Source organism: Streptomyces sp. NPDC052687 (assembly GCF_040678395.1).
Classification (GTDB): domain Bacteria; phylum Actinomycetota; class Actinomycetes; order Streptomycetales; family Streptomycetaceae; genus Streptomyces.
This window is the reverse complement of sequence record NZ_JBFATR010000025.1, coordinates 69,355-83,126: the sequence shown is the minus strand read 5'-3', so window position 1 is coordinate 83,126 and position 13,772 is coordinate 69,355. Positions and strand designations below refer to the sequence as shown.

The following is a 13,772-nucleotide window of genomic DNA, read 5'->3' as shown; positions in this document are numbered from 1 at the left end:
TGGTGAGCAGGTTGGGAACGGATGTTCGAGCAGGAGGTGCGGATGCCGGACTTCACGCATCTGCGCACCGTCTCCGGGTTCTCCCTGCGCTACGGCGCCTCGCACCCGGAGCGGCTGGCCGAGCGTGCCGTGGAGCGCGGCATGGACGCCCTCGCCCTCACCGACCGCGACACCCTCGCCGGTGCCGTCCGCTTCGCCAAGGCCTGTGCCCGCGCGGGTGTGCGCCCGCTGTTCGGTGTGAACCTGGCGGTGGAGCCGGCGGCGACCGCCCCCGAGTCCGGCCCCGCCCGCCGGGAGCGGCGCCGCCGCACCCCCGTGCGCGGCGGTGTCTTCGTCGACGAGTCGACCCCGCGCGTCACCTTCCTCGCCCGCGACGGCGCCCGCGGCTGGGCCGACCTGTGCCGCCTGGTCACCACCGCGCACCGGCGGGAAGGCACCCCCGTCCTGCCCTGGGACGGCAACCACGCCGACGGCCTGATCGTGCTGCTCGGCCCCGACTCCGACGTCGGCCGCGCCCTCGCCGCGGGCCGCCCCGACCGGGCCGCCCGGCTCCTCGCCCCCTGGCGCGAGGTCTACGGCGACGCCCTGCGTCTGGAGACGGTGTGGCACGGCCGTACCGGCACCGGACCCGGCTCCCTGCGGCTGGCCGCGCGGACCGCCGGCTTCGCCGCCGAGCAGGGCGTCCGCCCGGTGCTGAGCAACGCCGTGCGCTACGCCGACCCCGGGCAGGGCCGGGTCGCCGACGTGCTGGACGCCGCCCGCCGCCTGGTCCCGATCGACCCGGCCAGGGAGCTGGACTCCGGCGAGGCCTGGCTCAAGGGCGCGGACGCCATGCGCGAGGCGGCCGAGCGGATCGTGGAGGCCGCCGGGTACCGGCGCGAGGCCGCCCTGCGGCTGCTGGAGCAGACCCGGGCGACGGCCGCCGAGTGCCTGGTCGACCCCGAGGACGACCTCGGCATCGGCACCGTCCACTTCCCCGAACCGCACCTGGTCGGCGCGGACCGCCGCACCGCCCAGCGGGTGCTCGCCTCCCGGGCGGCGGCCGGCATGGTGCGGCTCGGCTACACCGGCCGCCGCGCCTACTGGGAGCGGATGCACCAGGAGCTGGACATCATCGCCCACCACGGCTTCGCCTCCTACTTCCTGACGGTCGCCCAGGTCGTGGACGACGTCCGGGAGATGGGCATCCGGGTGGCCGCGCGCGGCTCCGGCGCGGGCTCCCTCGTCAACCACCTGCTCGGCATCGCGCACGCCGACCCGGTCGAGCACCGGCTGCTGATGGAGCGCTTCCTGTCCAGGGAGCGGGTGGTCCTGCCCGACATCGACATCGACGTGGAGTCCGCGCGCCGCCTGGAGGTCTACCGGGCGATCATCGGCCGGTTCGGCGCCGAGCGGGTCGCCACGGTCGCGATGCCCGAGACCTACCGGGTGCGGCACGCGATCCGCGACGTCGGCGCGGCCCTGTCCCTGGACCCCGCCGAGATCGACCGCCTCGCCAAGTCCTTCCCGCACATCCGCGCCCGCGACGCCCGCGCGGCGCTGGCGGAGCTGCCCGAACTGAAGGCGCTCGCCGCCGAGCAGGAGCGGTACGGCGAGCTGTGGGAGCTGGTCGAGGCGCTGGACGCGCTGCCGCGCGGGGTCGCCATGCACCCCTGCGGCGTACTGCTCTCCGACGCCTCCCTGCTCTCCCGGACGCCCGTGATGCCGACCAGCGGCGAGGGCTTCCCGATGGCGCAGTTCGACAAGGACGACGTGGAGGACCTGGGACTGCTCAAACTGGACGTGCTGGGCGTGCGGATGCAGTCGGCGATGGCGCACGCGGTCGCCGAGGTGAAGCGCGTGACGGGCACCGAGGTCGACCTGGACGCGCTGCCGCCGGGCGACCCGGCGACGTACGCCCTGATCCGCTCCACCGAGACCCTGGGCTGCTTCCAGATCGAGTCGCCGGGCCAGCGGGACCTGGTGGGGCGGCTCCAGCCGGCCACGTTCCACGACCTGGTCGTCGACATCTCCCTGTTCCGGCCGGGCCCGGTCGCCGCCGACATGGTGCGGCCGTTCATCGAGGCGCGGCACGGGCGGGCGCCGGTGCGCTACCCGCACCCGGATCTGGAGGAGCCGCTGAGGGAGACGTACGGGGTCGTCGTCTTCCACGAGCAGGTCATCGACATCATCGACATCATGACCGGCTGCGGGCGCGGCGAGGCCGACCGGGTGCGCCGGGGGCTGTCCGACCCGGAGTCGCAGGGGCGGATCAAGGTGTGGTTCGCCCAGCACGCGGCGGCGCGCGGCTACGACGCGGAAACGATTCGGCGCACCTGGGAGATCGTCGAGGCCTTCGGGTCGTACGGCTTCTGCAAGGCGCACGCGGTCGCGTTCGCCGTGCCGACGTACCAGTCGGCCTGGCTGAAGGCCCATCATCCGGCCGCCTTCTACGCCGGGCTGCTCACCCACGACCCCGGTATGTACCCGAAGCGGCTGCTGCTGGCGGACGCGCGGCGGCGCGGGGTGCCGATCCTGCCGCTGGACGTGAACAAGTCGGGGGTCGCACACAGGATCGAACTGGTGTCTGAATCATCGGAGGTGTGGGGGCTGCGGCTCGCCCTCTCCGACGTCCACAACATCAGCGAGGCCGAGGCGCGGCGGATCGAGGACGGGCAGCCCTACTCCTCCCTGCTCGACTTCTGGGAACGGGCCCGGCCCAGCCGCCCGCTCGCCCAGCGGCTCGCCCAGGTCGGCGCGCTCGACGCGTTCGGCGCCAACCGCCGCGACCTGCAACTGCACCTGACCGAACTGCACCGGGGCACCCGGGGCATGGGCGGCGGCGGAGGGCAACTGCCCCTGCCCGGCGGCCGGAAGACCGCCCCCGCCGGGCTGCCCGACCTCTCCGCGGAGGAGCGGCTGAGCGCCGAGCTGGGCGTGCTCTCCATGGACGCCTCACGCAACCTGATGGACGACTACCGCGAGTTCCTCGACGAGCTGGGCGTCGTCCCCGCGCGCCGGCTGCGCGATGCCCGGCACGGGGAGACCGTGCTGGTCGCGGGCGCCAAGGCGGCCACCCAGACCCCGCCGATCCGGTCCGGCAGGCGGGTCGTCTTCACCACCCTGGACGACGGCACCGGCCTGGTCGACCTCGCCTTCTTCGACGACTCCCACGACGCCTGCGCCCACACCGTCTTCCACTCCTGGCTGCTGCTGGTGCGCGGCGTGGTCCAGCGGCGCGGCCCGCGCAGCCTCAGCGTGGTCGGCGCCGCCGTCTGGAACCTCGCCGAACTGGTCGAGGCGCGCCGGGAGGAAGGACTGGAGGGGGTCGCCGCCCGGCTCGCCGGCGCACCCGGCCCCGGCCCGGCGCCCGGCGACGGCTCCGCGCCCGGCCCCGGCCCGGCGTCCGGCGAAGGTTCCGCGTCCGGTGACGGTTCCGCGTCCGGTGACGGCCGGGGGCCCGCGCGGAGGCGGCTCGCCGGTTCCGACGGGTTGCCCGCCCCGGCCGGCTCCGCCGCGCCGGACCGCATGGACGACCACCGGTCGCGAACCATCCGCATGCCCACCGGGTACGAGATGCACCCCTGGGCGGATCTGCGGCCCGCGGGCGAGGAGCCCGCACAGACACGTTCACAGGTAAGGAAGTTGTGGCACCAGAGTCCGGGGAGTGCGGGATGACGATTCTCTGCGTCCGTTTCCAGCTGCCGCCGATGTACGAGACGGCCCTGCCGGGGCTGCTCGGGCTGCTGGAGGAGTTCACGCCGGTCGTCGAGGCCCTGCCACCCGACGGGGCGCTCGCCGATCTCGGCGGCGCCGAACGCTACTTCGGGCGCGACGCCCTCGAACTGGCCTCCGTGATCCGGGTCCGCGCCCTCGCCCACTTCGGCGTCGACTGCGCGATCGGCGCCGGGCCGGGCCCGATGCTGGCCCGGATCGCGCTGCGCTCCGCCCGGCCCGGCGTGACCTGCGCGGTCCCCGAGGACGCGGTGGCCGAGTTCCTCGCCGACCGGCCCGTCGCCGTACTCCCCGGCGTGGGCGCCGCGACCGCCCGCACCCTGTGCGACTACGGCCTCGACACCCTCGGCCGGGTCGCCGCCGCGCCGCTGTCCACGCTCCAGCGCCTGGTCGGCGCGAAGGCGGGCCGCGAACTGCACGAGAAGGCGAACGGCATCGACCGCGGCCGGGTCGTGCCCAACGCCGTCTCCCTCCCCCAAGCTCTCGGCTGCGCTCGAGCAGGGGGGACCCCCATCCTCGCCACGGAACGCCCCTTCGACCGCGACGAACTGGACCCCGAACGCCACCGCCGCGCCCTGCTGTCGGCCGCCGAGGAGATCGGTGCCCGGCTGCGGGCCGTGGACAAGGTCTGCCGCACCCTCACCCTCACCGTGCGCTACGCCGACCGGTCCGCCACCACCCGCTCCCGCACCCTCGCCGAACCGACCGCCCACTCCGCGGCGCTGGCGAGGGCGGTCTACGGCATGTACGACGCCCTCGGCCTCCAGCGCGCCCGGGTCCGCGCGATCGCCCTGCGCGCCGAGGGCCTGATCCCCGCCGAACAGGCCTCCCACCAGCTCACCTTCGACCCCGCGGACGAACGGATCCGCCGTATCGAGGAGGTCGCCGACCGCGCACGGGCCAAGTTCGGGCCGCGCGCGGTGATGCCGGGAAGACTGGCGGCGTAGATTGACCGGGTGGCTCTGAAGATCGATCTGCGCGCGTTCACCCCCGAGGACGAGCAGGCCGTGCTGGACCTCTTCGCCGCCTGCGAGGACTGGTTCGTCGCCGCCACCGGACAGCCGTCCGGGCCGGGCGACGTCCAGAGCATGTACTACGCGCTGCCGCCGGGCTGCGCCCCCGAGCAGAAGCGGCTGCTGCTCATCGAGGCGGGGGGCGAGGTGATCGGGCTCGTCGACGCCGTCCTCGGCCACCCGGACCCGGAGACCTGCGCGGTCGGCTGCTGTCTGCTCGCCCCCCGGTGGCGCCGGCGCGGCATCGGCGGCGCCGTCGCCGCGTCCCTGCTGTCCGCCGCGCCGGACGTACGCCGTATCACGGCGACGCTCGCACCCGGCTGGGCCCCGGGCGCCGCCTTCCTGCGCGCCACCGGCTTCCGTATCGCGGCCACCCCGGGGGTCTCCGTGGGCGACCGCAACACCGGACCGGCCGAACAGGCGGCGCTGCGCGCGGAGCTGGACGTCCGGTCCTTCCGCGCCGCCGACCGCGGGGTGGTCGTGGCCCGTACCGGCGTCAGCGGGCCGACGGCGTACTGATCGGCCGTCGACCAGCGCTGTCGGTTTTTGCCGTCGCGTACCTTCCCCTTGGGGCTACCCGTCCGTAACTTGACGGAAGAAACAGCATCCCGTGATCCGGATCACCGGGCGCAAGGCAGACGCACTCTCCTTCCCCACGAGCCGTCAGGAGATCACCCGATGCTGCCCTGGAGCCGAATACGCAGATCCGCGGCCGCCCTGCTGCTGGCCGCCGCGGCCGTCCTCGTCCCCGCCGCCACCGCCCACGCCACCGATGCCCCGAGCCGGGGCTGGAACGACTACGGCTGCAAGCCCTCCGCCGCCCACCCCCGCCCCGTCGTGCTGGTCCACGGGACTTTCGGCAACTCCGTCGACAACTGGCTGGGCCTCGCCCCCTACCTGGTCAAGCGCGGCTACTGCGTCTTCTCCCTCGACTACGGCCGGCTGCCCGGCGTCCCCTTCTTCCACGGGCTCGGCCCCATCGAGAAGTCCGCGCAGGAGCTGGACGCGTTCGTCGACAAGGTGCTCGGCGCGACCGGCGCCGCCGAGGTCGACCTGGTCGGCCACTCGCAGGGCGGCATGATGCCCCGTCACTACCTCACGTTCCTCGGCGGCGCCGCCGAGGTGAACGCGCTCGTCGGCATCGCGCCCGACAACCACGGCACCACCCTCGCCGGACTCACCCAGCTGCTGCCCTACTTCCCCGGCGCCGAGGACCTGCTCTCCACCGCCACCCCGGCGCTCGCCGACCAGATCGCCGGATCCGCCTTCCTCACCAGGCTCAACGCGGGCGGCGACACCGTGCCCGGCGTCCGCTACACCGTGCTCGCGACCAAGTACGAGCAGGTCGTCACGCCGTACCGCAGCGGGTTCCTCGACGGGCCGAACGTGCGCAACGTGCTGCTCCAGGACCTCTGCCCGGCCGACTTCTCCGAGCACCTGGCCATCGGGCTGTTCGACCGGATCGCCTTCCACGCGGTGGCCGGCGCCCTCGATCCGGCGCACGCCCGGCCCACCACCTGCGCCGCCGCGTTCAGCTGACGCCGCCGGGGTCCGACCGGCCTGAGCCGCCGGTCGGACCCCGGAGTCACGCGTCGCCTCAGCGGCCGTGCCGGCCGCCGGTGTCCGCCTTGCGGCGCACCGAGGCGAACAGGGCCGCCGCGCCCAGCGCCAGCGCGGCGGCGCCACCGACGGCGACGTAGGCCGTACCGCTGTCGCCGCCGGTCTCGGCGAGGTTCCCGGAGGCGCCCGCCGCCTTCGGCTGGTTGGCCGGCGCCTCACCGGCCGGCTCCCCGGCGGCGGGCTCCGCGGCGGGCTCGGCGGCGGCCGGCTCCCCGGCGGCCGGTTCCGCGGCGGCGGGCTCCGCCGTCGTCCGGTGGTCGTCGTCGCCGTGCCCGTGGTTCTCGACGGTCGACTGGCCGGCGCCCGCCTCGATCTGCTCCTGGGTGGGCGCGGACGCGGACGGGGCCGGGGCGGCGCTCTCCGTCGTACCGCCGTCAGCCGCCGCGCCGCCGCCGAAGGTGACGTCGGAGCAGGAGTAGAACGCCTCCGGGCTGTCCGAGCGCTGCCACACCGCGTACAGCACGTGCGTGCCGGAGCGCTCGGGGAGCGTGCCGGTGAAGGTGTAGAAGCCGCCCGCCGCGGCCGGGTCGACGGCCGTCGCCACCGGGTTGGCCAGGTCCAGGTCGTCCCAGGCCAGCGGCTGGGCCGGGTCGTACCCCGGCTTGGTCAGATACACCGTGAAGGTGCCCTTGTGCGGGGCCGTCACCCGGTACTTGAAGGTGTACGAGCCGCTGCGCACCCCGGTCGCCGGCCAGTCGGCGCGGGCCAGGTCGAGCCCCTTGAACTGCTCGTTGTTCGCGCTGCACAGCTTGCCGTCCGGGATCAGCTCGCGGTGCCGCCCGGCGGCGTCGCCGATGCGGATGCCGTTCCAGTCGTACAGCGCCTGGGTGCCGCCCGCCGCGACCGCCGCCTTGCACGCGTCCGACGACGGGCTCTCCGGTCCCTCGGCGTAACACTGCGCGACCCGGCTGACCGGGTCGCCCATCGTGCCGTGCGCGGCCGCGGGCGCGGCGGACAGCGTGGTCAGGGCGAGCGGGCCGAGGCCGAGGGCGGCGGCGGTGACGGCGGCCGTGCGGCGGCGGCGCTGGGGCATGGCGGAACTCCTGGGGCGGTCGGGGCGAGTGCTTCCGTCGGGTCCGTGGGATCCCGTGGGGTGATCAGAAGCTAGCCCCGGAGAACCGCGAAATCGCCTGCCGGAGGCGGCCGGCGGAGATCCTTATGCTGCCGTTAAGGACGTGCTGAGACTGCGCTCAGGAAGCTACCGTCCGGAGCGTGAACGACAGCTGCCACGAAGAGATCAGGGCGGCGGTGACCGCCGACATACCCGCCGTGAGGTCGGTGACCGACGCGGCGTACCGCCCCTACATCGCCCGCATCGGCGTCGTGCCGCAGCCCATGGAGGCGGACCACGCGGCGGACGTGGCCGCGGGGCGGGTGTTCGTCACCGGGGACCCGGTGACCGGACTCGTCGTCCTGGACGCGTACGAGGACCATCTGTTCCTCGACAGCATCGCCGTCCACCCGGACGCCCACGGCCGGGGCGTGGGGCGGCGGCTGCTGCGGTTCGCCGACGCACACGCGCGCGTGCTCGGCCTGCCCGAGATCAGGCTCTACACGAACGCGATGATGTGGGAGAACCAGAAGATCTACCCGAAGTACGGTTACGAGGTCGTGGAGCGGCGCGTCGACGGGCCGTACGACCGGATCCACTACCGCAAGCTTCTGCACCGCCCGGCTTAGCCGCCTGGCTCACCCTTCCGGCCACCAGGTGCGGGCGATGTCCTTGCGCACCTCCGGGCGGCCGGCGGGACGCTCCTCGGCGGCCTCCTCGCGGATGCGGCGCGCGTCGGACTTCTTCAGGGGCTTGTGCATCACACGGCGCATGACTGCCTCCTCGTGGGCCACCGAGCTCCGCGCTGTCACGGAGGTAGACCCGTTCACCGAGACTTCCTCATCGCCGCCAGGGGTGTCAGTGGCGGCTGTCACGATTCGGTTGTCAGTGGCGGGTGTCACCATTGGGGCCACGGCAAACCCGTGTGATCGCCTGCGCACACCGGGTGACCGGTTCCGGCAGGCGGTTTCAGGCCAGCAGGGACTCCAGGCCGCCCGCCGCCCGGGCCAGGGCCTCCAGCTCGTCGAGGGCGGCCACGGCGGCGCGCGCCGCCCCCGGATCGCGCTGTGCGAGGCCGCTCTCGGCGAACTCGTCCTCGTCGAGACGGCGTACGTCCGAGCCGTCGGCCGAGCGCCACAGGTCGAGGTCCAGGTCCTCCACGACGAGTTCGGCGCCCGTGCGGACCGCGGGGCGGGTGATGTCGCAGTACCAGCCCTTCAGGGCGCCGCCGGCCGCGCGGACCTCCTTCACGGAGTACCAGCGGTCCCGCCAGTAGTACTCGGTGAAGACATCGCCCGGCTCGAAGCGCACGAAGCCGAAGTCCCGCACGCCGTCGCCCGCCCAGGCGGCCCGCACGGCGATCCGGGCACCGTCGTCGGCGAGCAGCTCGGCGGCGTAACGGATCTTCGTCCGGCCCGCCTTGACCAGCACCACCTCCACCCGCTCGGACCCACGTCCCCGATCAGCCGAGGTCCCGGACATGACGCACCTCCGTCGCGCAGATCTCGTACCCGAACCACGCGTTGATCGCGAGCATCGGGCCGTTGCCGGTGTCGTTGCCGGTGAACGCCTCCGTGTACCCCGCGGCGCGGGCCCGGTGCAGGGAGGCGTTCTTGGCGAGTTTCGCCAGGCCCCGGCCGCGGAAGGCGCGGGCGGTGCCGGTCATCGCGGAACCGTAGCGGCGGTGCGCGCGGTCCGTGTGGGCCGCGCTGAACGCCACCGGGCGGCCGTCGGCGACCACCACCGCGGTCAGTTCCCGGTCGAGCAGGGGGTGCTGCCAGGTCTGTGCGAGCCAGGCCTCGTAGTCGGTGAACTCGGCGCCGACGTCACCGGGTTCGTCCGCCGTGACCTCCGCGTCCAGCTCGAACAGGGGGCGCGGGTCGTCCGCGAAGGCGGCCGCCGAGCGCACCTCGACCCCCGGCGGCGGGCTCTGCGGCGGCGGCAGGGCGGCGTTCGCCAGGTCCAGGCGCAGGAAGTGCGCGGAACGGCTCGGACGGTAGCCGTGGCGCTCGGCGAAGGCGCGGTGCGCGGGCTCGTCCAGCACCCACGCGAACAGCCGGGCCGCGCCCTGCGCCGCCAGGTACTCCTCGCCGGTGCGCACCAGCAGGGAACCGGCGCCGCGCCGGGTCCGCTCCGGATCGACGTACACGTTCAGATACCCCTGGCCGGGCTCCGGGCTGTCGTGGGCGAGTCCCACCTGGGCGGTGCCGACGATCTCGCCGTCCTCCTCGGCCACCAGCTGCCGGTGACGGGCGCCGGGATGGCTGTGGGCGAGGTCGTGCAGCACGGACTCGGGCGTGGTCGGCATGAACGGCAGCGCCCGGCGCCGCACGCCGGCGAAACCCTCGGCGTCGGCCCGGGCCCCGGGACGCAGCTCGCGCACGATCACGGTCATGTCGGCGCACGTTACGCAAGGGGCGGGGCCGGGTGCCTCCCATTTTCCGGGGGCTGCGGGACAATCGGCCCGTGACCTTGAAGATCCACATCGATGAGGGCGCCGTACCGCCCTACGAGCAGGTGCGCGCGCAGATCTCCGCGCAGGCCCGGTCGGGCGAGCTGCCGGTGGGCTACCGGCTGCCCACCGTGCGCGGCCTGGCCGAGTCGCTGGGCCTGGCCGCGAACACCGTCGCCAAGGCGTACCGGGCCCTGGAGACGGACGGCGTGATCGAGACCCGCGGCCGCAACGGCACGTTCGTCGCCGCGGCCGGCGCGGCGGCGGAACGCGAGCTGGCCGCGGCGGCCCGGTCGTACGCCGAGCGCGCCCACCGCCTGGGCACCGGCCGGGAGGCGGCCCTGACGGCCGTACGGGAGGCGCTGCGGGCGGCGTACGGGGAGTGAGCACCGGGGAGCGGTGAGCGCCGCGGGTCACCGGCCGGGCGCACCCGCCAGCCCCGCCGGTGTCCGCGTCACCGTGCGGCCCCGCGCCACGGCCAGCCGGCCGAACGCCGCCGCGTCCGCCACCGCCGCCGCGCCGGGGTCGTTGTTGAAGTACGCGTACACGTCGTCGCCGTCGTCGAACGCCTCCGCGATACGGCGCAGCCAGGTCTCCAGGGACTGGCGGCCGTAGCGCGGCCAGGGCCGGGCGCGGCCCTGGTGGAAGCGGACGTAACCCCAGCCGGCCGTGCGCCACAGCGGGGTGACCGGGCGGGACAGCACATCCGCCCAGCACAGGGCGGCGCCCCGGGACGTCAGCACGTCGCGGATCTCCGGCGTCCACCACGACTCGTGCCGCGGCTCGACGGCCACCCGGACCGACGGCGGGAAGCAGCCCAGGCACGCGTCCAGCAGGGCGGCGTCCGCGCGCAGCGTCGGCGGCAGCTGGAGCAGCACCGGGCCCAGCCGGCCGGCCAGACCGGCCGCGTGGGTCATCAGCCGCTCCACCGGCTCCCCGGGGTCCTTCAGCCGCTTGATGTGGGTCAGATACCGGCTGGCCTTGACCGCGACAACGAAGTCGTCCGGCACCCGCTCCCGCCACGCCTCGAACGTCTCACGGGACGGCAGCCGGTAGAACGCGTTGTTGATCTCGACGGTGGCGAACCACCGCGTGTACTCCTCCAGCCAGCGCCGCGTGGGCACCTCCGGCGGGTACAGGACGCCCTTCCAGTCCTTGTACTGCCATCCCGACGTGCCGACGTGCACAGGCATAACCCCATCAAAGCATCACAGGTAGAGCCCCGCCTCCGTCCCGCCCCGCGGCTCCGGCAGCGACGCCGGGGACGTGCCCCGGCGCAGCGCGTACAGCTCGGCCAGCGTCGCCCCGTCCCGGCCGACCCCCTCCTCGGTGCCCAGCCAGTTCACCGCCTCGGCCCGGGTCAGCCGCCCCACCTCGATGCGGGCCAGACAGCGGCCGGGGCGCACGACGGCCGGGTGCAGCCGCTCCAGGTCCTCGTTGGTCGTGACGCCGACCAGGACGTTGCGGCCCTGGCCCAGCAGGCCGTCCGTCAGGTTCAGCAGCCGCGACAGGGCCTGGCCCGCCGTGTGCTTGGCCTCGCCGCGGATCAGCTCGTCGCAGTCCTCCAGCAGCAGCAGCCGCCAGCGGCCCTTGCCCGCCGCGTCCTCCTCGCCGATCGCGATGTCCATCAGATAGCCCACGTCGCTGAAGAGCCGCTCCGGGTCCAGCACGCAGTCCACCTGGCACCAGTCCCGCCAGGAGCGGGCCAGGGTGCGCAGCGCCGAGGTCTTGCCGGTGCCGGGCGGACCGTGCAGCAGCAGCAGACGGCCCGCGATGTCCTCCGGCGTCGTCTTCATCAGGCGGTCCATCGCCTCCGCGACCGGCGCCGTGTAGTTGCCCCGCACCTCGTCCCACGTGCCCGCCGAGATCTGCCGGGTCGTCCGGTGCGGGCCGCGCCTCGGCGAGACGTACCAGAAGCCCATCGTGACGTTCTCCGGCTGCGGCTCGGGCTCGTCCGCCGCGCCGTCCGTGGCCTGGTCGAGGACCTTCTTCGCCAGGTCGGCCGTGGTCGCCGTCACGGTGACGTCGGCGCCCCGGTTCCAGCGGGAGACCAGCACCGTCCAGCCGTCGCCCTCGGCGAGGGTGGCGCTGCGGTCGTCGTCGCGGGCCACCCGCAGCACGCGCGCGTCCGGCGGCAGCAGGGTCGCCCCGGAGCGGACGCGGTCGATGTTCGCGGCGTGCGAGTAGGGCTGCTCGCCCGTCGCGAAACGGCCGAGGAACAGCGCGTCGACGACATCGGACGGCGAGTCGCTGTCGTCGACGGTGAGCCGGATCGGCAGTGCGTCGTGTGGGTTCGCGGACATGCCGCCATGATCGGGCACCCGGCCGCCTCGTGCACCCGGTTTCCGAGGTGCGCGCGGAGTGTCGCCGCGCGCCCGGAGTGTCGGCGTACGCGCCCCGGTGCCGGGCGCGCGCCTCTCGTCTCGTACTGCCCCTTACGCGCCCCTTCGGTGCTTTACGGCGACCTCTGCCCCGGCGCCCGTCTCCGCCGTTACTGTTGCCCTCGATGGGACGACACGGGTGGGATGCGGGGGTCCGGCGGTGGCGGCTGGCCGCGCTGCTCGGCGTGTCGGCGGCCGTCGTGGCCCTGCTGGTGACCCTGGTCGGCGCGCTGCCCGGCGGCGGCCCCGCCACGGAGGGCACCTCACCCGACGGCGACAAGGTGCACGGCACGCCCGCCACCCCGCCCGGCCGGCCGCGCCCCGACGTCGGCTGGGGCTTCACGCACACTCAGTTCAGCGCCGACGAGGGCAGCCCGCGCGCCGTCGCCCGCGTCGAGGACCGGCTGAAGGACGCCGGGCTGCCGCAGAACCAGCACATCATGGGCTGGGGCGCCGACAACCCCGAACCGGTGCCGGGGCGTTACGACTTCGCGGCCCTCGACGCGCGGGTCGACTTCATGCGCGCCTCCGGCGCCACCCCGGTCATCACCCTGTGCTGCGCCCCGGACTGGATGAAGGGCGGCGAGGCCGGGGCCGGCGAGACGGACTGGAGCCAGGCCGCCCTGGAGACCGCGCCCGACCCCGGGCACTACGACGACTTCGCCGCCCTCGCCGCGACCGTCGCCAAGCGCTACCCGGACGTACGGCACTTCATCGTCTGGAACGAGTTCAAGGGCTTCTGGAACGACGCCGGGCACCGCTGGGACCACGAGGGCTACACCCGGATGTACAACCTCGTGTACCGGGCGCTCAAGGACGTCGACGAGGACATCATGGTCGGCGGCCCCTACCTGGTCATGGACAGCCTCGACCCGCGCGACGAGCACGCCTCGGCCGCCCTGAACGGCCCCTGGGGCGCCCTGGACCAGCGGGTGCTGGACGCCTTCGCCTACTGGAACCGGCACAAGGCGGGCGCCGACTTCGTCGTGGTCGACGGCTCCAGCTACACCCGCGACGACGAACTGCTGCCCGACGAGTTCACCGCCACCGGCAAGTTCACCGCGGTGGGGGAGTGGGTGCGCCGGCAGACCGGCGGCGACCTGCCGCTGTGGTGGGCCGAGTACTACGTCGAGCCCGCCGACGGCGACGACCACCGCCACGGCTGGTCCGAGACGCACCGGGTCGCCGTCCAGGCCGCCGGGATGATCGCCATGGCGGAGGGCGGCGCCACCTCCGGCTTCTACTGGAACCCGCAGGCCGAGAAGGGACCCGAGTGCCCCGGCTGCCTGTGGACCCCGACCGGCCGCCCGGACGGCGGCGGCGAGCTGCCGATGTACGGCCTCGTCTCCCGGTTCGCCGCCGCGTTCCCGCCGGGCACGCGCTACGACAGCGTCCCCGTCTCCCGCGACGACGTCCGCGTCCTCGCCACCGACCGCACCGCCCTCGTCGTCAACACCCGCGACCGGGCCCTGACCGCGAAGGTCGACGGCCGCACCGTCCACCTCCAGGCCTACGAGGTCACCTGGCTGACGCGCTGACGC

The 13,772-nt window shown here is 74.5% G+C and carries 13 protein-coding genes; 7 read left to right on the top strand and 6 right to left on the bottom strand.

From position 1 onward, the window contains the following. Positions 1–42 precede the first annotated feature (42 nt). The 4 genes from AB0K92_RS20810 to AB0K92_RS20795 all read left to right on the top strand — a co-directional run bounded on the left by AB0K92_RS20810 (position 43) and on the right by AB0K92_RS20795 (position 6,266). On the top strand, positions 43–3,657 hold the full coding sequence (locus AB0K92_RS20810) for a DNA polymerase III subunit alpha (RefSeq protein ID WP_365924908.1): 3,615 nt from the start codon (positions 43–45) through the stop codon (positions 3,655–3,657). Beyond that, positions 3,654–4,661, top strand: a complete 1,008-nt coding sequence (locus tag AB0K92_RS20805; RefSeq protein ID WP_365924876.1) for a hypothetical protein — start codon at positions 3,654–3,656, stop codon at positions 4,659–4,661. Before AB0K92_RS20810 ends, AB0K92_RS20805 begins: the two co-directional genes overlap by 4 nt. 9 nt (positions 4,662–4,670) lie before the next feature. Further along, positions 4,671–5,246 (top strand): GNAT family N-acetyltransferase, encoded by a 576-nt coding sequence (locus tag AB0K92_RS20800; protein WP_365924874.1) that lies wholly within the window; start codon positions 4,671–4,673, stop codon positions 5,244–5,246. Positions 5,247–5,405: 159 nt separating this feature from the next. Next, a complete protein-coding gene (locus AB0K92_RS20795; protein ID WP_365924872.1) occupies positions 5,406–6,266 on the top strand; it encodes an alpha/beta fold hydrolase in 861 nt (286 codons plus the stop codon). Positions 6,267–6,324: 58 nt separating this feature from the next. On the opposite strand, the gene AB0K92_RS20790 is transcribed toward AB0K92_RS20795, so the two are convergent. Continuing rightward, positions 6,325–7,380: a lytic polysaccharide monooxygenase gene (locus tag AB0K92_RS20790; RefSeq protein WP_365924870.1), complete on the bottom strand. Its 1,056-nt coding sequence runs from the start codon at positions 7,378–7,380 to the stop codon at positions 6,325–6,327. A 179-nt stretch (positions 7,381–7,559) separates the two neighbouring features. Between AB0K92_RS20790 and AB0K92_RS20785 the strand changes: the two genes are divergently transcribed. Next, on the top strand, positions 7,560–8,027 hold the full coding sequence (locus AB0K92_RS20785; RefSeq protein WP_365924868.1) for a GNAT family N-acetyltransferase: 468 nt from the start codon (positions 7,560–7,562) through the stop codon (positions 8,025–8,027). A gap of 9 nt (positions 8,028–8,036) precedes the next feature. Here AB0K92_RS20785 and AB0K92_RS20780 read toward each other — a convergent pair whose 3' ends face one another. The 3 genes from AB0K92_RS20780 to AB0K92_RS20770 all read right to left on the bottom strand — a co-directional run bounded on the left by AB0K92_RS20780 (position 8,037) and on the right by AB0K92_RS20770 (position 9,793). After that, on the bottom strand, positions 8,037–8,171 hold the full coding sequence (locus tag AB0K92_RS20780; protein WP_277347392.1) for a hypothetical protein: 135 nt from the start codon (positions 8,169–8,171) through the stop codon (positions 8,037–8,039). A 196-nt stretch (positions 8,172–8,367) separates the two neighbouring features. Beyond that, a complete protein-coding gene (locus tag AB0K92_RS20775; RefSeq protein WP_365924866.1) occupies positions 8,368–8,880 on the bottom strand; it encodes a DUF402 domain-containing protein in 513 nt (170 codons plus the stop codon). After that, positions 8,861–9,793, bottom strand: a complete 933-nt coding sequence (locus AB0K92_RS20770) for a GNAT family N-acetyltransferase (protein ID WP_365924864.1) — start codon at positions 9,791–9,793, stop codon at positions 8,861–8,863. Before AB0K92_RS20770 ends, AB0K92_RS20775 begins: the two co-directional genes overlap by 20 nt. Before the next feature lie 71 nt (positions 9,794–9,864). On the opposite strand from AB0K92_RS20770, the gene AB0K92_RS20765 reads away from it, so the two are divergent. Next, entirely contained in the window at positions 9,865–10,236 is a 372-nt protein-coding gene (locus AB0K92_RS20765) for a GntR family transcriptional regulator (RefSeq protein WP_365924862.1), read from the top strand. Between the two features lie 27 nt (positions 10,237–10,263). On the opposite strand, the gene AB0K92_RS20760 is transcribed toward AB0K92_RS20765, so the two are convergent. Next, positions 10,264–11,043, bottom strand: a complete 780-nt coding sequence (locus AB0K92_RS20760) for a DUF72 domain-containing protein (RefSeq protein ID WP_365924860.1) — start codon at positions 11,041–11,043, stop codon at positions 10,264–10,266. 15 nt (positions 11,044–11,058) lie between these two features. After that, positions 11,059–12,153, bottom strand: a complete 1,095-nt coding sequence (locus AB0K92_RS20755; RefSeq protein ID WP_365924858.1) for a DUF5925 domain-containing protein — start codon at positions 12,151–12,153, stop codon at positions 11,059–11,061. Between the two features lie 203 nt (positions 12,154–12,356). Between AB0K92_RS20755 and AB0K92_RS20750 the strand changes: the two genes are divergently transcribed. Then, positions 12,357–13,769, top strand: coding sequence for a xylan 1,4-beta-xylosidase (locus AB0K92_RS20750; RefSeq protein ID WP_365924856.1), 1,413 nt, complete (start codon positions 12,357–12,359; stop codon positions 13,767–13,769). Positions 13,770–13,772: the final 3 nt, after the last annotated feature.